The following is a 19,504-nucleotide window of genomic DNA, read 5'->3' on the forward strand; positions in this document are numbered from 1 at the left end:
CCGGGTAATAGCCTCTTTAAATAGGTTGGGCATCCATGCGCGAAAGCGACATCGCCGGCGAACCATCCCTCCCGATCCCACCATCCCCGGATGAGAGCGGTCGTCGCTTATCCATCCTGCTAATTATCATGTGCCAGATTGCGGCGATGGCCTTATGGTTTTCCGCCTCCGCAGCAGTGCCGAGTCTGCTGGACGCCAATCAGCTCTCCACCGATGCCGCGGCCGCCCTCACCTCCGCCGTTCAGATTGGATTTGTCGCGGGCACTCTCGCGAGCGCGGGATGGGGCCTAGCCGATCGCTTCGATTCCCGCGCGCTATTTTCCACTGCAGCGGTATTGGGCGCGCTCTTTAATGGTGCGCTATTGCTCTGCGGTTTTGATCATCCGGCCGCCCCATTGCTGAGGTTTGCCACAGGAATGTGCATGGCGGGCATTTATCCAGTCGGCATGAAACTCGCCGCAGGCTGGTCAACCGGCAACATGGGATTACTGATGGGCGCCCTCGTCGGCGCCGTAACCCTTGGCTCTGCGATGCCCCACCTTTTTTATGCATTTGTCAGCATTGGCTGGAAAATACCGGTCACCCTCGCAAGCGGTTGCGCACTGACAGCTGCGCTTGCTATCCACATCGTTCGACTGGGTCCCAAACACGCAAAATCCATGACATTCCGCTGGTCAGACCTTCAAGCACTCTTGCGCAACAAACCGATTCTATTGGCACAAGGCGGGTATCTCGGTCATATGTGGGAACTCTATGCGATGTGGGCCTGGCTTGGCAGTTTTCTCGTCTGGGCGCTCCCCGCATCCGGCATGCAGATCGAGTTGGGCCATGCCTCCATCTCGCTGATTACTTTTCTCGTGATGGGGATCGGAGCCATTGGCTGCCTGCTAGCGGGTCTCCTTGCCGATCGCATTGGACGCACCCTCACGACAGTTGGTGCGTTACTCTTAAGCGGCGGCTGTGCGCTGCTGATCGGATTTTCAGTAGAAGCCGGTCCGCTCGCGGTCATCGTGATCGCTGCAATCTGGGGCATGACTGTTGTGGCAGACTCCGCGCAATTTTCAGCGGCCATCGCTGAGCTTGCCGAACCTCGCTTAATCGGTACCGTATTGACTTTGCAGACGAGTCTCGGTTTTCTGCTGACAGCAGGCTCGATCTGGCTGGTCGCACAACTCTCCGATGCGCTTGGCTGGCGCTATGCTTTCATCGTCTTGGCGATCGGCCCATTATTTGGCGCCTTCAGCATGATGGTTCTGCGTCGACAGCCAGAAGCCATCAAAATGGCAGGCGGACGCCGGTAGTCAGCGCTAGCGCACGATCGGCAACTCGTCCCACCGCGTAGTGTATCGGGGCGAACGATTTTCATTACGCATCGCCCAGCGTTGCGCAACACCGCTCACCCCCGAGCGTACCGTGCCATGCCCATAGTCTCGATTAATCATATCGAGTGCGCGCATCAGTTTGGTCGACCGATTGACTGCGGCTGCATCATCAAAAATGCTCATTTGACGCGCCTGTTTATCCGATAACAGCGTCAGCATCACACCCGCTTTTTTGTATCGATACCCCGGGCGATACATCACCTCCAGCCCAGCCAGTGCCGCGGCAGTCAGCGCCAGCGTGTCATCGGTAGGCTCATGCAGTGGCACGGTCAGGCCAGCATGATATTGCTTGTCCTGATTGAACCGATTAGTCTGAATAAACACATAGACAGCAGCTGACACAGATTGTTGTTGGCGGAGCTTTTGAGCGGCGCGCGCCAGGTAACTTGCAATCGACTCGCGCAACTCCTCGATCGTTTCGACAGGTCGGCCAAAACTACGCGAGGACATGATCTGTTGTTTGGGCGCGGCGATATCGTCGAGCGCGAGACAGGAAATGCCGCGCAACTCGTTGCAGGTACGCTCAAGAACCACACCAAAGTGCCGGCGCATTTCCTTGGGCGAAGCATTGCGCAAATCAAGTACCGTGTAAATGTTCATCTCATTGAGACGTCGGGCAATCCGTCCGCCCACGCCCCAGACCTCGCCAACCTCAACACAGCTCATCCATCTCAGGCGCTCCGTACGCGGAATCACATGTAAATCGCAGACCCCCTCGAACTCGGGATTCTTTTTAGCCAGATGATTCGCGAATTTAGCCAGAGTTTTAGAGGGTCCGATACCGACACAGACAGGCAAGCCTGTCCATTGCTTCACACGCTGGCGCATCTGCTGGCCCATGGCCTGCGCTCCCCCATACAAATGCGCAACCGTCTCGATACGCAAAAATGACTCGTCAATGCTGTAGATCTCCGTGTCCGGTGAAAAGTCACGCAAAATCTGCACCACCCGATTACTCATATCGCCATACAGTGCATAGTTCGAAGAAAACGCCAGAATGCCTTGCTCACGCGCAAGCTCTTTCATCTTGAACCAGGGCGTACCCATTTTGACACCCAAGGCCTTGACCTCATTGCTGCGTGCCACGGCACAGCCGTCATTGTTAGACAGCACGACAATCGGTCTGCCTTCCAATCTGGGCTTGAAGACGCGTTCACAAGAGACATAGAAATTATTGACATCGACCAGAGCGAACTGAGGCGCGCATGCGGAGTGGGCGGAGCCGGCCGTCGAGGTGAATGACTTGAATGACCCGAACATGACCGTTGCCTTCATCCACCCGTCACGTAACGACGCACGACCCCGACGACCACGCCCCAAACGAGCAACTCATTACCGTCCTTGAATTCGATAGGCGGATAAGCGGGATTCTCGGCACGCAACTCGACACGACCGCGATGTTTGTACAAGCGTTTGAGTGTGTAGTCGCCATCCACTACCGCCACGACGATGTCGCGATGCTTGGGCGTCATGGCGCGATCCACGATCACCTTGTCCCCTTCTTCGATACTGGCACCCGACATCGAGTCCCCTTTCACCGTGAATAAAAACGTCGCTGGCTTGTTGCGCACGAGATAGTCGTTCAGATCCAGCCCAACCTCGATATAGTCGGCTGCGGGCGAAGGAAAGCCGGCACTGATCCGATGCGCCAAGAGCGGCAAGTCACCCGCAGCCGGCTCCAACGCCACGTTGACAGGGGTTTGAGTGAGATTTTGCCTTCCCTTGTTTGGAGAGACTTGAGACGCCAATATACTGTTCATATATACAGTATACGATTAACATTTGGATACAACCAAGTCCTAGAGACAATCACTTAATTAAAAAATTCAAAAATATTAAAGATATTGAATGACCGAAGTTCCAAGCTATTGAGTAGCTTTGGATTGCTTAGTCCAACAAACAAGCCTTAAGGTTAATGAATATTTTTAAATAACTAAGTTTTATTTATGTTAGTTTTTGATGTTTGTATGTTCAGCCAAGTCAACAAGCAATTAGACTCGTACCAACAGACCACCTGCTGAACGATTATTAGTGTGAGACTGACCCTTATACTGATCAGGAATCTTATCTAATCATCACAGCCCTATACCTCATTCAATAAAGACATCGACATCATGCCAATCTCACTTTACACCGCCACTGTTCCAGTTTTTAAACAAATGTTGCTCGCACTGAGTGATGTACTCAAAAAGGGTGAGGAGTACGCTCAACACCGAAAATTTGATCCGACTGTTTTGTTGCAATCGCGCTTATTTCCAGACATGCTGCCGCTCGTCCGTCAAGTCCAAATCGCCTGCGACTTTGCCAAAAGCGTGCCTTCGCGTCTTGCAGGGATTGAGGTGGCCGCCTACGAGGACAATGAACAAAGTTTTGCTGAATTACAGCAGCGTATCGCTAAAACCTTAGCGCTCATCGATACTATCTCGGCAAGTCAAGTCGACAGCAGTTCAGTAAAAGAAGTTGTTCTTCGCCCGGGAACACCCAAAGAGAAAAAACTGTCCGCCGAGGACTACGCCTTGAAATACGGCATGCCTCAGTTTTTCTTTCATGTCACGACTGCCTACAACTTGCTTCGCAATAATGGTGTAGAAATTGGTAAGAAAGATTACATGGGAACGTATTAAGTGTCCTACCCTCGTTGGATCGCACACAGAGGGGCAGGTCATCAGGCGCCTGAAAATACCATGGCCGCATTTCGGGCAGGCTTTGAATCCGGGTTCAGGATGTTTGAATGCGATGCCAAACTAAGCTCGGATGGCGTGGTTTACCTGCTGCATGATGACACGTTAAATCGAACGACCAATGCAGCGGGACCTGCGCATCTACTGGCATGGAATGAGCTCAAGCTTTTAGACGCGGGCAGCTGGCACAGCAAATCCTTCGAAGGCGAGGCCATACCGACTCTCGAAGAGATCATACGTTTCTGCCTCGACAAGCAATGTCAACTCAATATTGAAATTAAACCTTCGCTAGGATTTGAAACGCAAACCGGCGAATCGGTTGCACGCGAAGTTCAACGCCTTTGGTCTGGGCAGCCTCCACTTCTCTCGTCCTTTAAGCGCGAAGCACTGCGAGGTGCCCAAAGCATCGCTCCCGAGATCCCGCGCGGTCTTCTCATGGATGCACTTGCGCCAGATTGGCACGAGGCTACAAAAGACATGCAATGTTCAGCACTCATTTGTAATGAGAAACTTTACAACACACGCTTGCTTGATGAGATCAAAGCACGCGACTTATGCGCACTAGCTTACACTGTCAACAACCAAACACGCGCGCAAATGCTTATGGAAATGGGTATTGATGCCATCATCACAGACTGCATGGAGTTTGCTTCGCTCTAAAATGCAGCCTCTAGTAATTCCTCGTATAACTCAATATTCATTTTTCTTGGATTGGTCTTGTTTGCATTGTCCAACATTGCGGCGCAAGCAATGCCATTCAAGTCATCTCGCATCAGTCCCAGATCTCTAAGTCTCGTTGGAATGCCCAGGGAAACAATCAGCTGAGTGATTTTTTCAGGGATGACTGACACTTGAGCAGCCGAGCAATATTCTGCAATTTTTTCTGCTTTAGTCCCCAGCTCATTCAAGTTCATCCTTAAAACATGCGGCAGCAAGATAGCGTTAAGCGTACCGTGGTGATAACCAAGCGCTCCCAACGGATGGGCACAAGCATGTACGGCACCCATCCCCTTTTGAAAACACAAAGCTCCTTCCAGAGACCCCATCATCATATTCCAACGTGATTGGCGATCATCACCGTGCTTGACGGCACGCTCGATACTGCTAAATAACCTATGCATGCCATCTAATGCAATAGCGTCTGCCGGAGGGTTGATCGTTGGAGAACAATAAGTCTCAACACAATGCGCCAATGCATCCATACCCGTCGTTGCAGTAATCAAAGGAGGTAGTCCCAGCGTCAACTCAGGATCGCATAATGCCGCGGTCACAATGTGCGGACAACGCACACCGGCTTTGATTCCATTGTCGAAAATAATCACTGCAGAACGACCAACTTCGCTGCCTGTACCGGCAGTAGTAGGCATCAAAATCAAAGGTGGCGTTTGACCAAGGGGCAATTCGGAAGGATTTCGATTGGAATAATTCCATAAGGGTGCTGGATGCGTAGCCAAGATCGCAATCGCTTTAGCCAAATCGAGTGCGGCTCCGCCACCAATACCAACGATACCGTCACACTGCTGCTCTAAATAAAATAGAGCACCTGCTTTTGCTGATGCTTCTGTCGGATTGGCAGGCACATCGCTGAACACAGCTTGCTTGTGCTCTATAGGCAAACTTTCAGTTGCCTGTTCAAAAACACCTGCGGATAAAATTCCGCGATCCGTCACAAACAGCGCACGCCTGATCCCGGAAGAATCCATCACTGCCGGCAATTGTTTGCGTACACCAAAATCAAAATGAACCGGGGGGCCAAATAAAATGATACTCATACAATTCGCACAATCTGTTTACCTACATTCGCACCATTCAGCATATCGATAAAGGCTTGCGGCGCCGATTCCAACCCTTCACTGATCGTTTCAAGATGCTTTAACTTGCCTGCACGATAAGCCGCCTGAATTTCTTGCGTTGCAACTGGCCACAAGTCGCGATGATCGGACAAAACAAAGCCGTGGAGGGAAACGCGTTTATTAAAAAACTCACGATAATTTTTAATTCCGTACGGCTCTGTCGCATTGTATTGAGAGACAGTGCCGCATAAAGCAACGCGGGCATTAAGGTTGAGCATGGTAAGAACCAAATCAGTTATCGGTCCTCCAACATTATCGAAATACACGTCAACGCCCGCAGGCAAAGCCTCAGAAAGTGCCCGTGCAAAATTGGGGCTTTTGTAATCAACACAAGCATCAAAGCCTAATTCGTTGACAACAATTTCGCATTTACGGGCGCCCCCTGCAATCCCTACTGCACGGCATCCATGCAACTGGGCAAGCTGCCCGGCAACGCTACCAACTGCGCCTGAAGCTGCAGAGATCAATACCGTTTGACCCGCGACAGGTCGACCAAACTTCATCAAGCCCAACCAGGCTGTCAGTCCTGTCGAGCCAAGCGCACCGAGAAACGCGCTCAAAGGCTTCATACTCGGATCAATTCTCTGGAGCTCTCCAGCGGCGGCGGCACTGACATCCTCCCAACTCAGTCGTCCAACCACCCAATCACCAACATTGATTGAATCGTCCTTGCTTTCAATGACCTGTCCAATCGTGCGACCCACCATTTTTTCACCGATCTTCATCACAGGCGCATACGAGTCTTTGGCTTCCATGCGCATACGAATATAGGGATCAACAGACAAATAATGGTTGCGAATCAAAACCTGACCAGCTTTGATAGTAGGAATCTCGGCTTGTTGAATGATGAAACAGTCAAGCGTCGGCATACCAGTTGGACGCTTTGCATAGATGACTTGACGGTTCGTAGGGGGGAGAGAAGTCATGTGAATCTTAACCAAGGGAAATGTTGGCAGTGCGAATGAGCTTTTCAAGTGCAGAACGCTGAGTCTCAAGCCAAGCTGAAAATTGTGCGGGCGTGTTCACGACCAGAACCATTCCACGCGAATCAATGGTCTTGATGACATTAGGTGATTTGGCTGCCTTTTCAGTTGCAGCCTGAAGAGCTTGAATCGCCTGCGCGGGAGTATCTTTAGCGGCAAAAAATCCAAACCAGTCATCCATATCAAAGCCAGGATACCCCTGTTCCGCGATTGTAGGAATATCAGGATAGCTCTTGGTACGCTCTAAACTTGTTAAACCAAGAATACGAGCTTTTCCAGCCTGCACAGCCCCAATTGCGGTCGATAGTGTCAATAAAGTCGAGTCAATCTGTCCGCCCATCAGATCCCTCACCGCATCGGCCCCTCCTCGATAGGGAGTATGAATCAACTCGATACCTGCCACTTGCTGAAACATCGCGATCGCAAGATGTCCCATCCCTCCAGCAGGAGGCGTACCGCACGTGACTTTTTTCGGATGAGCTTTGGCGTACGCTACAAATTCTTTAAGTGTTTTAGCTGGAAAATCCGCTTTGACCGCCAATACTTGTGGAACACGCACAGCAAGCGTGACAGGAATAAATGAAGACTTGTAATCAAACGCGATATTTTTCAAAAGGATAGGATTCGTCAGTTGATTCGCCGCATCCCATAAAAATGTGTAGCCGTCTGCGGGAGCCTGCAAACTCGCTTGTGCAGCGATCACCGCGTTACCGCCCGTACGGTTTTCAACCACGACTGACTGACCGAGTATTTCACCAACAGCTGCACAAATAGCACGTGCAGACGTATCCGCGGCGCCTCCAGCGGAAAACGGAACAATCACGCGCAGCGGCTTGTTCGGCCATGCTCCTTGCGCATAGACCTTTGAGCCCAACAACGCGCTCGCTATGATTCCCATCCCACCTTTTAAAACTGACCGGCGATCAATTGAAGGGACTGATGGACTTTGATTGATTGATTTTTTCATTTTTTGTCTCCAAGGCAAGCGTATTAAGCAAGCAATCTTTCATTGCAAAAGGGAAAGCCTATCTTTTTCCAAACTGTAATATTAAAAATTCAGCCCCAGCTTCCCCCGCCTGAACCGAAAATGTTGCCTCCGTTGGCTCTCTAAAAAAAACAGAGGACTCGGCAAAGTCTTGACCTGAGCACTTCAAAATACCTTGTAAGCTCACCAGGTACTGACCACCACCTTGCGCCGCAGACTCCATTCTGAATGATTGTTGAGGCCCTAGTCGCACCAGACTGGCTGACAATCCATCATCAAGCGCATACTGCCCCTCCTGAAACAAGCGCTCCACAACAGGCTCGCTTAGATGGCTCAGAACTGCTTGCGTACTCTTTACAAAAGGGATGGAAAAATGTCTTTTCTTGGAGGGACGAAGCTTTTCACGATAGCCGTCCTTGTGAAGATAAATCGCTCCTGGATCCTTGCGTGGACGCAAAGCAAAATAAGATAGACCCTGCTGACTCGCTGTAATAGGTCCATAGCCAGTGTAAGCATCGGTGTAATGCACCATGAGAGGGCCAAGTTTGCCTTCGGTGCGGCCCATCTGACCTTCACCCTCGATAAACACTTGGAATTGTTCCACCTCGTGGAAATGCGGCTGAATCACTTCCGTGGGAGTCATTTCAATCAAAAAGGCCTGGGGAGAAACCGTCTTGGCCTCGTGCGTTGAATCAGCGGAAGGACGCAAAAAATCAGTCCTCCAATGCACTTCCCCGCTCTCCATACGTGACAGTCTGCGTCCGACTAATGATTCTTTTTTAGTTGCAATATGAATCATGGAAAAAAGTCTCCTCGTTTTATTTTCGCTGAATATAACTGAATTCCTCCAGTCGATATCACAAAGATTATTACTTGCAATCACACGCATCGTCAGGTACTTTTCGCAACGGAGACAGTGCTCGAATAAAACGCACGATAAATAATGAGTTCAACATGAAACCATCTAGTGAGTCGATACTCGACAAGACCTACTCTGGCCCAACGATGGGCTCGATGATTGTGAATTTGCTTAGCCGTTACCCGACACGTGCTGCCTTTATCAACCCTGATGGGACGCCAATCACTTACGAGACGATCGCAAGAAGAATTGCGTTTCTCCTTGAAAAACTTCATCAACTGGGACTCCAGCGCGGTGACACCATTGTTCAAATGTCCGGGAACCGCGCGGATGTTTTTGTGGTGATGGCAGCTTGTTATATCGGCAGCTTCAGATCGGTCGCGCTTCAGCCTCTTGGAGGCATAGACGATCAACTATACATTTTGAATAATTGTGAAGCCAAGATACTGATTGTTGATCAAGATCGTCTAGAGAGGGCCAATGAATTAAAGCTGCGTGCCATCCAAAAATTTGATGTCTTTTGTCATGATGCGTGCCCTGGTACCAAGTACCTTTGGGAAGCCTTCGACCCAGCGATCAGTCCAGCCTTGAAAGATGTCAGCGAACCCGACGATATCGTTCGTTTAATTTACACCGGCGGTACGACCGGTAAATCCAAAGGTGTCATGGGGACAAGCTGTTCTCTGGCAACCAATGCACTCTTCAGGATGGCAGGACATAATTGGGTTGACCTGCGCTTGTTGTGCTCCACACCTCTTTCACACGCAGCCGGTGCAATGATCGTTCCTGTTCTTTGGCATGGCGGTACGGTTGTCCTTCACGATGGCTTTGATCCAGACAGACTTATCAGCGATATTGAATCGGGCACAGCGAATGCGCTCTATCTAGTGCCGACCATGATCTATCGTCTGCTTGACCATCCAAAAAGCAATCGCCTCGCTAAGGCAGGCCTCAGGATGTTGATGTATGGTGCCGCCCCAATCTCTCCCCCTCGATTGTTACAGGCCAGAGAATTGCTAGGCCCCATCCTGATTCAACACTATGGACTGACAGAAGCACCCAGTACGGTTTTAAGCTTGTCCGAAATCGATCATTTGGACGACTCGCTACTCGCCTCTGCTGGCAAACCTTATCCCGGGGTGACCGTAAAGATCTTGAATGATGAAGGTCAAGAGGTACCAACAGGAACGGTCGGTGAAATTTGCATACGAGGCGATCTGGTCATGAAGGGCTACTTCAAAGAACCAGAGCTTACGAAACTCGCCCTCAAGCATGGCTGGCTTTATTCTGGCGACCTCGCCTATCAAAATGAACGCGGCTATTTTTTTATCGTCGATCGCGCGAAAGACATGATCATTAGTGGAGGCTTCAACGTCTATCCAAAAGAAGTAGAGGACGTCATTGCGACACACCCGGCCGTTGCATCCGTTGCCGTAATAGGCGTCCCCGATGCGGACTGGGGTGAAGCTGTCAAAGCAGTGGTCGTTTTGAAGGAAGGCTCCAGCGTCTCCGCTCAAGAACTCACACAAAAAGTGAAGGCGGCGAAAGGAGCTGTACAAGCCCCTAAAACAGTGGATTTTGTCAAAGCACTCCCTCTCACATCACTTGGAAAGCTGGACAAGAAAGCTCTAAGAGCTGTTTATTGGAACAACAAAGAACGCAGCATCAACTAAACAAGTACCCTTTAGCGGAGAACATGATGGCAATTCGCAAGTTCAAGCAAATTTTGGCTTTTTTATCTCTATGCATCGCTCCAACTATCACCATGGCGCAAGCCTATCCTGATCGACCCATAAAAATGGTTGTTCCAGCCCCCGCCGGTTCCTTCGCTGACATTATTGGGAGAGAGTTCGGCACCCGCCTGTCTAAAAAACTCGGTCAACCCGTTGTCATCGACAATAGGGGTGGCGCTAGTGGCGCCATTGCATACTCCGCGGTCGCCAAATCCGCACCGGATGGCTACACTATTCTGGTGACCAATACTGGACCCTCCGCAATCAACCCAGAGTTATTCAGAGCGAAAGGACTGAGTTATAACCCGATCGCCGACCTGGAACCGATCGCACTCATCTGCTTAACGCCTGTCGCTCTCCTTGTTAAAGCAGACTCACCTTGGAAGTCTGTGGGCGATATCGTCGCCTTTGCCCAAAAGAATCCAGACAAGCTTTCCTTTGGAACAACAGGTAGCGGGCAGTTAAATCACTTGTCGGCGGAGTATCTGAATTCCGTTGCAAAAATGCGCACAACGCATATTCCATATACGTCTGGCCCTGCTGCGATCACAGATCTGATTGGTGGACGGATTGATTATCTGTTCTATCCGCCAGCGAATGGAAAACCCATGATTGACGATGGTCGCTTACGAGCGCTAGCCGTGACGAGCATGAAACGTACAGTCTCTTTACCTGATGTACCGAGCCTATCTGAATTAGGCTACAAGGAATTTGATCTCAGCGCCTGGTTTGGTTTGGCTGTGCCGACAGGAACACCCAACGAAATCGCTCAAAAACTTTGGACGGTATCCAAAGAAATCGCCTCAGATCCGGAGTATGTGGCAAGACTCAAACAGCTTGGGATTGACGATGTATTGCACTGGCAAAAGATGTCTCGTGCTGAATTAAAACAATTTCATAACAATGAAGTCGACCGCTGGGGTGCAATTGTTAAACTAGCTGGTGCAAGTGCTCAATAAATTCAATCAAAAATTTGGTTACAAGCGTGAAACGACAAGATAAAGCTTACATAGCAGGTATTTTCGAGCATCCCACTCGACATGCGCCCGATAAATCGCTCGTGCAATTGCATGTGGAGTGCGCTTTGGGCGCATTGAAAGATGCAGGTCTCAGCGCCTCTGATGTAGATGGCTTTTTTGGCGCCAGGGACATCCCCGGCTCAAATGCCAATTGGTTCATTGACCATATGAATCTTAAGCTGCGTCATATTGACTCGACCGATGCAGGCGGTTGCTCGCCTCTGATTCATATCTCACACGCCGTCGATGCCATTGCAGCTGGTCGCTGCAATGTCGCGCTGATCACACTGGCCGGCAGACCTCGCAGCGAGCAGATGAAAACCGGCACCGCGCCCAGGCCTTGCGAACCTGATCGGCCAGATGCTCTATGGGAGGCCGCTTATCGCCCGACCATTTCAACGGCCTATGCAATGATGATGGCCAGACACATGCACGAATACGGCACTACCTTGGAACAACTCGCCTGGATTCGCGTTGCGGCCTCCGAGCACGCCAAGCACAATCCAAATGCCATGTTCAACAAGCCGGTGACTGTCGAAGATGTCATGCGCTCACCCTTGGTCTCCTCTCCTCTTCGCAGGATGGATTGCTGTGTCATTAGCGATGGCGGTGGAGCAATTGTTTTAGTCAATCCAGAGATCGCTCGATCACTGAAAAATCCATTAGTGCGTGTTATCGGCTCAGGTCACACCGTACACGGTCAAAATGGCGGACATACTTCAATGACGACTACGGGTGCCGCCGTGAGTGGTCCCATTGCGTTCGCAGAGGCCGGCGTAACCGCCAAGGACTTTAAATACGCTTCCATTTACGACAATTTCACAATCATGGTCTTGATGCAACTCGAAGACCTCGGCTTTTGCAAAAAAGGCGAAGGCGGTAAATTTGTCGAGGATGGCAAGCTGATCTCTGGCATCGGTCCACTTGCCTTCAACACGGATGGCGGAGGACTATGTAATAACCATCCCAGCAATCGTGGTGGCATCACAAAACTGATTGAAGCCACACGTCAGCTGCGTGGCACTGCGCACCCTGCCGTGCAAGTCAAGAACTGCGATCTGGCAATGGCTTGTGGTCCCGGGGGATTTATCGGCACAGGCAATGCCCATGCCACCGTCGTTCTAGAAAGGCTTTAAATGAATAACGATCACATCACACTGCATACGCAAGCACTTGCGGCTAATCCCGAATTTTCATTCTTCTGGGAAGCAACAAAACAAAAGGTATTACTCCTGCCTCAATGTGAGGATTGCGGCAAAACACACTGGTACCCCCGCTTATTCTGTCCCTTTTGCTTTAGTAGCAAGCTCGCGTGGAAAAAATCCTCGGGTAAGGCTACGCTCTACGCTGCAACAGCACTGAGTAAAAGCTCAGATCCTTACGTTGTCGCCTATGTCGAACTCGCAGAAGGTCCATTGATGTTGACAAATATTATCGGCTCTGACTTGGCTGATCTAAAAATCGGAACACCACTCACACTCGCGTTCACACCTCTTGACTCCGGCCATTCGGTACCTGTCTTTGAGCGCTCTACCCACGCATCGCTTTAAGTTGTTCCGGGTAACCAGAGGGATCAATCAAGACATCAATCAACGAGGGACCATCTCGGCTCAAAGCCTGATTGAGTCCCTCGTTAAACTCCTGTTCACTCGTCGCAACAACTCCATAACCGCCGAGCGCATCCATCATGGCCGCAAAATTATGATGGCGCCACCTCACCCCAACGGGCTCTAGCGAGCGACTTCGCTGCTTGATATCGATTAGGGAAAGAGCACTATCGTTGAACACAATGACAATTACTTTTGCTTGTTGTTCAACCGCGGTGCACAGTTCACCTAAGCACATCATCAAACCACCGTCACCTGTAAAACACAAAACAGGGGCATTTCTATTTTGAACAGCGGCAGAGATCGCCGCTGGCAAAGCAAAAGCCATCGTAGCCAAGCCATTCGATATCAATACATCTCCTGCACGCTCAGCGGGAAAAAATGCAGCGACAGAAAACATGTGAGCCCCCGCATCGATGGAGAACATTGGGCTCACTGCGTGACGCTGACAGCACTCTGCTGCAAGCTGTGCGACACGGTCGGGCGCCACACCTTGGCTGACAGTTAGATATTCAAGCTGACGCCGTGCCTGGATGCGGATTGACTCAAGTACTTCGTCACTCCAACCGGCTGTTGAAAATATGCCTTTTGCACGCAAGCCATTCAGGATTGACGTGATTGAGCCGACTACGCGTAGCTCAGGCTCAACATAATGGACCGGATGGAGGCATGCGGCGATATCGACAACAGGCGTTGTATACCGCCAAGGTTGCAAAATCAGTTCAACTGGATCCATCCCGATCAAGACCATCAGATCCGCCGCAGCGATAGCCTCCTGCTCAAGAGAACCGCCAGTGAAAATACCCACAACACGCTTATCTGAATCGGGCACCACACCTTTTGCTTTGTATGTCGTTAATACTGCGCATCCAAGAGTATCCACAAATCCTCTGACTGCATCGGCATGTGCACGCGCTTCAAGTCCCAATACAACAATCGGTCGGTCTGCCTGTTTAATACGTAAACGTAAAGTCTCAAGCTGGCTTAGCGAAACTGAAGGCGTTTCAACGCTACTAGCAACATTGCTTAGATACTGATCACTGACTAAGCGGCGGGCTGTCTCCGAGGTCAATTCAATGTGCACGGGCCCCAAAGGGTAAGAACATGCCAAACGAAGCAAAGCATCGATTTCAGCCCCTGGGTCGGAAGACTCCAGCCGACTGGTACCCTTGACGATTGGCGCTAACACGGCTTTCTGATCAAAAACCTGATGGGTAATGTACGAGAGCTGCTTAGGCGTGAATCCATCCGTCAAGACAATCACGGGTGCGCGATCAAGACTGGCGTAGGCCACGCCATTCGCACTATTCGTCAGACCCGGACCTTTGGTCATCAGTGCTACGCCTGGTATACCCGTGGACTCGGCTAAAGCACCCGCCATCATGACAGCTGCATTCTCAGTTTTAGTCAGAACAAACTCTATATTTTCATTCGAGGCTGCCGCAATGATGTCTAGGGAGGAGCCTCCCCCCGGCAAACCAAAAATTTTTTTAACCCCTGCCTGACTAAGCTTGCGAACGAATAATTGAGCGACAGTAATCTCTTGGTTCATCTTTTTTCTTGTCTTCCATTTTTATAAATTGCCCGTTAACCTAAGCAGAATAACTTAAAAAATTGGAGACCCTCAATGATCCTGTCGTCGTTAAAAACAAAATTCCTTTTACGTGCGTGTATTTTGCTGTCGAGCCTCCTAGGCGCTCAGGCATTCAGTCAGGCTGCTTATCCTACGCAACCTATTCGACTGATCGTAAGTTTTGCCGCTGGCGGACCAACTGATGTCTTTGCTCGACTGGTCGCTTCAAAATTAGAAAAAGAACTCGGACAGCCGATCATTGTTGAAAACAAACCTGGAGGTGGGTCCAACATCGGATCGGAATTTGTAGCCAAAGCTAAACCCGATGGATACACACTCCTTGTCGGCACGGTTGCAAACGCAACAAACATGGGCATTTACAAAAATCTGGGCTACGACACGGTTCGTGATTTTGCACCGATCACGCAGATCATGTCCTCTCCGAGTGTCCTGGTTGTTAATAACAACATTCCCGTTAAAACATTAGATGAACTTGTTGCCTATATCAAAGAAAGACCAGGCAAATTGAACTATGCCTCCTCCGGGGCAGGCGGTATGCAGCACCATGCCGCAGAAATGCTCAAGTTGCGCGCCGGCATTGACATGCTGCACATCCCGTATAAAGGCGCGGCACCCGCGTTAACCGACGTGATTGGCGGCACCGTGAACATGGGCTTTAAAACTGCGAGTGGTGTGATGCCAGCCATTCAAAGTGGCAAAGTCCGCGCGATCGCAGTAGCCGGCAATAGCCGATTGGCTCAACTACCAGACATTCCCACCATGGCAGAGGCCGGCATGCCTGGCATTGAAGCCGACTCTTGGAATGGTCTGTTTGCGCCAGCGGGAACACCTCCAGCTATCATTAATCGACTCGCCGAGGCGACGATCAAAGTTTTACAGACGCAAGAGATTAAAGAACGCTTTGCCGCAATCTCGGCAACGCCTGTTGGCAGCTCACCTGAAGAGTTTTCAAAGTACGTACGGGATGAGGTCCAGAAATGGGGCAAAGTCGCTAAAGAGGCGAACGTACAGTTGAACTAAAGATTTCGACTCAATGAGGCGCAAGACCTTGCGCCTCATTTTTTTCTTGACAGCTTGTTATAACAAGATAATATTGTAAAAGCAGAATAAGATAAGTTGCTGCAGTCTTTTGAAAATCAATCGTTCAATGTGAGAAACATGCCCCAACTAAAAGACCTCGCAACAGTTGTGCGGAGTAAAAACGCCGGTCCGCTTACGCTCTCTTTTGATTTGATGTTTTCAACAGAGCAGAGTTATGCCTTGGCACTGGCCTCCTCCTCTCTATCACCAGAGCGCATTGGCCAACTGTATGACACTGCCGCCAACAAGATTCAAATTACACCCTATCCTGCTGCGCGTGCGATCAAAATCGCCATGCCCAGGAAGATTGTTTCGGGATCGCCTGGCGATCGGGATGTTTATGGTGCGCAGCAACATGTGCCTTTATTAGGAATTGAGCTATGAGCGCTGTACAAGCCCTTCTGAAGCGCAAACCAAGCACCCTGAGGGTGCTCTCTGCATCTGGACAACTAGGCTATGGCATTCCAAGCAAGGCACTCGCTGCCGGGCTCGCCCGTCAGCCTGACTTTATTGGTTGCGACATGGGCTCAGTCGATCCCGGGCCTGCGTACCTTGGCTCAGGTGAAATGGCTACGAGTCCGGCTATCACCCGTAGCGATCTGGAAGCCGTCTTGGTGGCTGCGCGGCGACTAGACGTTCCCTTGATCATCGGAACAGCAGGCACGGCGGGTGCCGGACCTCATCTGGATGCCACGCTCGCAATAATTCGTTCCATCGCTGCGGAACACAAATTACATTTTCGACTCGCGTCGATTAGAGCGGACTTGAAACCACATCGCGTAATCGAGGCGTTGGACTCAGGCGTACTCAAAGCACTCGGCGGCGATCTACCGGTGACGGCCGCTGATCTCATGGCGAGTAGCAATATCGTCGGTCAAATGGGATGCGCTCCTTTTGAACAAGCGCTTGCGCTCGATCCTGACGTCATCATAGCAGGTCGCGCCTGCGACACAGCTGTATTCGCGTCCATTCCAAAACTACTTGGATTCAGCATGGCCAACGTCATGCATATGGCAAAAATTATTGAATGCACTTCAATCTGTTGTGAACCCGGCGGACGTGACGCCATACTGGCGACAATTGATGCACAGGGTTTCGAACTGGAAAGTATGAATCCGGACCGCAGAGCGACACCTCTGTCTGTCGCAGCTCACAGTCTCTATGAACAATCCGATCCAATAAGCTTTACTGAGCCTGATGGAACCTTGCGTGTCGATCAAGCTGTTTATCGTGCCATTGATGACAGACGTACACATGTGTCAGGTGCGACGTGGCAAGATGCCAAACAAACAACCATCAAAGTCGAGGCCAGCCAGCTTGTTGGATATCGTGCCGTTTTACTCGCCGGAACAGCCGATCCAAATGTCATTGCGCAGCTTCCGGAGTTGATGAAAATTGTCGAGGCGACAACGCGTGGTTTAGTCTCTGGTGCCTATGAGATCTATCCCAGACTGTATGGCATAGATGGTGTGTATCCACAACTCACTAGCCATTCGACCTCACCCCGGGAGGTATTTATTCTCGTTGAGGTCATCGCTCAGTCACCCGAGCTTGCCATGGCTGCGGCTAAGACATTTAAACAATTTTTATTACATCAAGGCTTTAGCGGCAGGAAATGCACAGGTGGCAACTTGGCATTTCCTTTTACGCCGCCTGAACTCGCTGCGGGTCCGGCTTATCGGTTTTCTGCCTATCACGTCATGCCGGCCCCTGATCACCACACGCTTTTTCCAGTCTCGATCGAGACGATCTAGCTGATCTAGCAAAAGCTTTAACGCATTCAACAAAATTTAATTGTTGTACTAAAGGGAAAACAATGAAAGCAATGCCACTGTCGCTTGGAATACATGAAGGGAAGAGTCAAACGCTGCGAGCATTGCTCAAATCGAGAAAGCTGTTGATTGCACCGGGAGTATTCGATTGTTTAACAGCACGACTCGCAGAAAAAGCAGGTGCTCAGGCACTCTACATGACTGGATCAGGCGTATCCATCACGCGTCTCGGTGCACCAGACGTCGCACTACTTTCTTTTGCTGAAATACTGGATCAATCCAAACGCATTTCGGATGTGACAAGCCTGCCACTGATCGCTGACGCTGATACGGGCTACGGCGGTCCACTCAATATCATGCGTACCGTTCGTGAAATGGAGCGCGCCGGTGTCAGTGCGATACAAATAGAAGACCAAGACTGGCCCAAGCGTTGTGGACACGAGCCTGGACGAAGAATCGTCTCTATTCAGGAAATGGTGGGTCGTATCCGCGCTGCTGTGGATACCCGCCGTGATGAGCAAACGGTGATTGTCGCGCGCACAGACGCCAGATCGACGGAGGGCATTCAGGCCGCGATTGATCGCGCGAACCAGTACGCGGAAGCAGGTGCAGATGTTGCTTTTGTTGAATCTCCTGAAAGTGTCGATGAGATGCGTCTGCTTAATCAGTCCATTTCCACGCCCACACTCGCCAACCAAGTAGAAGGCGGAAGAACCCCCATGCTGCCAGCGAGCGAACTCGAAGCACTGGGATATGGACTAGCAATCTACCCAAATTCAATTACACGTGTTTTTGCCTCAATCGGAAATACCTTGTACAGCGAGCTTTTGAAAACAGGCTCGACGCAGTCGATGGCGAATCAAATGCTAGACCACCGTGGTTTGTGGAATTTGTTTGAGTATCCCGAGTTCATTCAGCTGGAAAGCAATTACACCTCTAAAGGATGATGAAATGAAAGCGAACTTAGCAAGTATTGTCGCAGCAGGAATTTTGTGTTTAAGCACGCATACAAGTGTTTACGGACAAACAACAAATTGGAATGCTTATACATTCGGCCCCTCAGAGGCGCTTGCGAACGTGCAAGGTCTCAAACGAATCATCAGCGAGATTGAGAAAGAGACCAATGGCGAAGTCAAAATCAAGCTTAATCTGGCTGGATCACTTCCTATCCAGTCCTCTGATATCACGCAAGCCACGGGCGAGGGAACTGTTCAGTTTGGAGACGATGGATTTTTTCTTGGCGCAGTCCCCATCGCGGGCGTATTAAGACTACCTATGCTCATTAGTAATCGCGAAGAGTTTGACAAAGCCGAAGCGATTATGCGGCCATACATTGATCGGGCCTTTGCCAAGCAAGATGTTCTTGTGCTCGGTCGATTCGTCTTTCCCTTTCAAGTCGCTTTCACAACTAAAAAATTAGGGAATCTGGAAGAGTTTGCAGGCCAGAAATTCAGAGTCACCTCGCCTGAACAAGCCGAATTTGTGAAACGCTTCGGTGCTGTCCCCATCACGCTTGGAGCACCTGAGGTCCCACCTTCGTTACAACGCGGAACAATTGACGGTGTATTTACCGCGAGCGCAGGGGGAGGAAAAATTTGGGGTGATCTGCTGAAATACAACTATCGCCTGGGTGTGAATTATTTTGATGGCGTTTACATCGTTAATAAAAAAGCATTTGAAAAACTTTCTCCCGCGAATCAACAAAAAATTCGTCAGGTTGTACAGAGATTAGCGCCAACCACCACCGATCAACTCGGCAAAGAGGAAACTGAAGTCACTCAAATGCTCAAATCAAAAGGCATGGTCATCAACGAAGCCACTCCTGAGCAAATCCAGAACGCAACCAAGAAAATGTCTTCGTACTGGGAAGAGTGGGCCAAACAAAGAGGACCTGAAGCGACCGAAGCACTTAGAAAAGTGCGTGCTGCTCTAAACAAATAGCGTCTTCACAACGGC

The 19,504-nt window shown here is 50.3% G+C and carries 19 protein-coding genes; 12 read left to right on the plus strand and 7 right to left on the minus strand.

Annotated features, from left to right (window positions below; genetic code table 11):
* The first annotated feature begins 35 nt into the window (after positions 1 to 35).
* Positions 36 to 1,301 carry an MFS transporter gene (locus QWY27_RS03975; RefSeq protein WP_290194938.1) on the plus strand — a complete coding sequence of 422 codons (1,266 nt, stop codon included), beginning with the start codon at positions 36 to 38 and terminating at the stop codon, positions 1,299 to 1,301.
* A gap of 6 nt (positions 1,302 to 1,307) precedes the next feature.
* On the opposite strand, the gene QWY27_RS03980 is transcribed toward QWY27_RS03975, so the two are convergent.
* Together QWY27_RS03980 and QWY27_RS03985 are read right to left on the minus strand one after the other, a co-directional pair.
* Positions 1,308 to 2,657: a Y-family DNA polymerase gene (locus tag QWY27_RS03980; RefSeq protein WP_290194940.1), complete on the minus strand. Its 1,350-nt coding sequence runs from the start codon at positions 2,655 to 2,657 to the stop codon at positions 1,308 to 1,310.
* Positions 2,654 to 3,142 carry a LexA family protein gene (locus QWY27_RS03985; RefSeq protein WP_290194942.1) on the minus strand — a complete coding sequence of 163 codons (489 nt, stop codon included), beginning with the start codon at positions 3,140 to 3,142 and terminating at the stop codon, positions 2,654 to 2,656. Before QWY27_RS03985 ends, QWY27_RS03980 begins: the two co-directional genes overlap by 4 nt.
* A gap of 354 nt (positions 3,143 to 3,496) precedes the next feature.
* On the opposite strand from QWY27_RS03985, the gene QWY27_RS03990 reads away from it, so the two are divergent.
* Together QWY27_RS03990 and ugpQ are read left to right on the plus strand one after the other, a co-directional pair.
* A complete protein-coding gene (locus tag QWY27_RS03990; RefSeq protein WP_290194944.1) occupies positions 3,497 to 4,006 on the plus strand; it encodes a DUF1993 domain-containing protein in 510 nt (169 codons plus the stop codon).
* Complete coding sequence (gene ugpQ / locus QWY27_RS03995; protein ID WP_290194946.1) at positions 4,007 to 4,723, plus strand: glycerophosphodiester phosphodiesterase; 717 nt, start codon at positions 4,007 to 4,009, stop codon at positions 4,721 to 4,723.
* Here ugpQ and QWY27_RS04000 read toward each other — a convergent pair.
* From QWY27_RS04000 to QWY27_RS04015, 4 genes are read right to left on the minus strand one after another with little or no spacing between them, the layout of a single operon-like run.
* Entirely contained in the window at positions 4,720 to 5,835 is a 1,116-nt protein-coding gene (locus QWY27_RS04000; protein ID WP_290194948.1) for an iron-containing alcohol dehydrogenase, read from the minus strand. The genes ugpQ and QWY27_RS04000 overlap by 4 nt on opposite strands.
* Entirely contained in the window at positions 5,832 to 6,842 is a 1,011-nt protein-coding gene (locus tag QWY27_RS04005) for an NADP-dependent oxidoreductase (protein WP_290194950.1), read from the minus strand. Before QWY27_RS04005 ends, QWY27_RS04000 begins: the two co-directional genes overlap by 4 nt.
* Positions 6,843 to 6,849: 7 nt before the next feature.
* Entirely contained in the window at positions 6,850 to 7,866 is a 1,017-nt protein-coding gene (locus QWY27_RS04010) for a Bug family tripartite tricarboxylate transporter substrate binding protein (protein ID WP_290194951.1), read from the minus strand.
* A 58-nt stretch (positions 7,867 to 7,924) separates the two neighbouring features.
* Positions 7,925 to 8,683 carry a hypothetical protein gene (locus tag QWY27_RS04015; protein WP_290194954.1) on the minus strand — a complete coding sequence of 253 codons (759 nt, stop codon included), beginning with the start codon at positions 8,681 to 8,683 and terminating at the stop codon, positions 7,925 to 7,927.
* 155 nt (positions 8,684 to 8,838) lie between these two features.
* Between QWY27_RS04015 and QWY27_RS04020 the strand changes: the two genes are divergently transcribed.
* Genes QWY27_RS04020 through QWY27_RS04035 form a run of 4 tightly spaced genes read left to right on the plus strand, consistent with a single transcriptional unit; the run spans position 8,839 to position 13,045 of the window.
* Positions 8,839 to 10,416 (plus strand): AMP-binding protein, encoded by a 1,578-nt coding sequence (locus QWY27_RS04020; RefSeq protein ID WP_290194956.1) that lies wholly within the window; start codon positions 8,839 to 8,841, stop codon positions 10,414 to 10,416.
* Between the two features lie 23 nt (positions 10,417 to 10,439).
* Positions 10,440 to 11,435, plus strand: a complete 996-nt coding sequence (locus QWY27_RS04025) for a Bug family tripartite tricarboxylate transporter substrate binding protein (RefSeq protein WP_290194958.1) — start codon at positions 10,440 to 10,442, stop codon at positions 11,433 to 11,435.
* Between the two features lie 26 nt (positions 11,436 to 11,461).
* Entirely contained in the window at positions 11,462 to 12,631 is a 1,170-nt protein-coding gene (locus QWY27_RS04030; protein ID WP_290194960.1) for a thiolase family protein, read from the plus strand.
* Positions 12,632 to 13,045, plus strand: a complete 414-nt coding sequence (locus tag QWY27_RS04035; protein WP_290194962.1) for a Zn-ribbon domain-containing OB-fold protein — start codon at positions 12,632 to 12,634, stop codon at positions 13,043 to 13,045.
* Here the strand turns inward: QWY27_RS04035 and QWY27_RS04040 are convergent.
* Positions 13,026 to 14,654, minus strand: coding sequence for a thiamine pyrophosphate-binding protein (locus QWY27_RS04040; protein WP_290194964.1), 1,629 nt, complete (start codon positions 14,652 to 14,654; stop codon positions 13,026 to 13,028). The two genes, QWY27_RS04035 and QWY27_RS04040, sit on opposite strands and share 20 nt — an antisense overlap.
* A gap of 75 nt (positions 14,655 to 14,729) precedes the next feature.
* On the opposite strand from QWY27_RS04040, the gene QWY27_RS04045 reads away from it, so the two are divergent.
* The 5 genes from QWY27_RS04045 (at position 14,730) to dctP (ending at position 19,489) form a co-directional block, all read left to right on the plus strand.
* Positions 14,730 to 15,716, plus strand: coding sequence for a Bug family tripartite tricarboxylate transporter substrate binding protein (locus tag QWY27_RS04045; protein ID WP_290194966.1), 987 nt, complete (start codon positions 14,730 to 14,732; stop codon positions 15,714 to 15,716).
* 138 nt (positions 15,717 to 15,854) lie between these two features.
* The gene (locus QWY27_RS04050) at positions 15,855 to 16,160 is read left to right on the plus strand and encodes a DUF4387 domain-containing protein (RefSeq protein WP_290194968.1); all 306 of its coding nucleotides are present in this window, start codon (positions 15,855 to 15,857) and stop codon (positions 16,158 to 16,160) included.
* Positions 16,157 to 17,530, plus strand: coding sequence for an acyclic terpene utilization AtuA family protein (locus QWY27_RS04055; RefSeq protein WP_290194970.1), 1,374 nt, complete (start codon positions 16,157 to 16,159; stop codon positions 17,528 to 17,530). The genes QWY27_RS04050 and QWY27_RS04055 overlap by 4 nt, the downstream gene beginning before the upstream one ends.
* Before the next feature lie 62 nt (positions 17,531 to 17,592).
* Positions 17,593 to 18,495, plus strand: coding sequence for an isocitrate lyase/PEP mutase family protein (locus QWY27_RS04060; protein WP_290194972.1), 903 nt, complete (start codon positions 17,593 to 17,595; stop codon positions 18,493 to 18,495).
* Positions 18,496 to 18,499: 4 nt separating this feature from the next.
* Positions 18,500 to 19,489 carry a TRAP transporter substrate-binding protein DctP gene (dctP, locus tag QWY27_RS04065; protein ID WP_290194973.1) on the plus strand — a complete coding sequence of 330 codons (990 nt, stop codon included), beginning with the start codon at positions 18,500 to 18,502 and terminating at the stop codon, positions 19,487 to 19,489.
* The last annotated feature ends 15 nt before the right edge of the window (positions 19,490 to 19,504 follow it).

This window comes from Zwartia vadi (assembly GCF_030410375.1).
In the GTDB taxonomy this organism is placed as follows: Bacteria; Pseudomonadota; Gammaproteobacteria; order Burkholderiales; family Burkholderiaceae_B; genus Zwartia; species Zwartia vadi.

What these genes read in the sequence shown, in the direction of transcription:
- QWY27_RS04060 (WP_290194972.1), top strand. Translation starts at nt 17,593, where the DNA reads ATGAAAGCAATGCCACTGTCGCTTGGAATACATGAAGGGAAGAGTCAA.
- QWY27_RS04040 (WP_290194964.1), bottom strand. Translation starts at nt 14,654, where the DNA reads ATGAACCAAGAGATTACTGTCGCTCAATTATTCGTTCGCAAGCTTAGT.
- QWY27_RS03975 (WP_290194938.1), top strand. Translation starts at nt 36, where the DNA reads ATGCGCGAAAGCGACATCGCCGGCGAACCATCCCTCCCGATCCCACCA.
- QWY27_RS04005 (WP_290194950.1), bottom strand. Translation starts at nt 6,842, where the DNA reads ATGACTTCTCTCCCCCCTACGAACCGTCAAGTCATCTATGCAAAGCGT.
- QWY27_RS04020 (WP_290194956.1), top strand. Translation starts at nt 8,839, where the DNA reads ATGAAACCATCTAGTGAGTCGATACTCGACAAGACCTACTCTGGCCCA.
- QWY27_RS03980 (WP_290194940.1), bottom strand. Translation starts at nt 2,657, where the DNA reads ATGAAGGCAACGGTCATGTTCGGGTCATTCAAGTCATTCACCTCGACG.
- QWY27_RS04035 (WP_290194962.1), top strand. Translation starts at nt 12,632, where the DNA reads ATGAATAACGATCACATCACACTGCATACGCAAGCACTTGCGGCTAAT.
- QWY27_RS04025 (WP_290194958.1), top strand. Translation starts at nt 10,440, where the DNA reads ATGATGGCAATTCGCAAGTTCAAGCAAATTTTGGCTTTTTTATCTCTA.
- QWY27_RS03990 (WP_290194944.1), top strand. Translation starts at nt 3,497, where the DNA reads ATGCCAATCTCACTTTACACCGCCACTGTTCCAGTTTTTAAACAAATG.
- QWY27_RS03985 (WP_290194942.1), bottom strand. Translation starts at nt 3,142, where the DNA reads ATGAACAGTATATTGGCGTCTCAAGTCTCTCCAAACAAGGGAAGGCAA.
- QWY27_RS04010 (WP_290194951.1), bottom strand. Translation starts at nt 7,866, where the DNA reads ATGAAAAAATCAATCAATCAAAGTCCATCAGTCCCTTCAATTGATCGC.
- dctP (WP_290194973.1), top strand. Translation starts at nt 18,500, where the DNA reads ATGAAAGCGAACTTAGCAAGTATTGTCGCAGCAGGAATTTTGTGTTTA.
- QWY27_RS04000 (WP_290194948.1), bottom strand. Translation starts at nt 5,835, where the DNA reads ATGAGTATCATTTTATTTGGCCCCCCGGTTCATTTTGATTTTGGTGTA.
- QWY27_RS04015 (WP_290194954.1), bottom strand. Translation starts at nt 8,683, where the DNA reads ATGATTCATATTGCAACTAAAAAAGAATCATTAGTCGGACGCAGACTG.
- QWY27_RS04045 (WP_290194966.1), top strand. Translation starts at nt 14,730, where the DNA reads ATGATCCTGTCGTCGTTAAAAACAAAATTCCTTTTACGTGCGTGTATT.
- QWY27_RS04050 (WP_290194968.1), top strand. Translation starts at nt 15,855, where the DNA reads ATGCCCCAACTAAAAGACCTCGCAACAGTTGTGCGGAGTAAAAACGCC.
- QWY27_RS04055 (WP_290194970.1), top strand. Translation starts at nt 16,157, where the DNA reads ATGAGCGCTGTACAAGCCCTTCTGAAGCGCAAACCAAGCACCCTGAGG.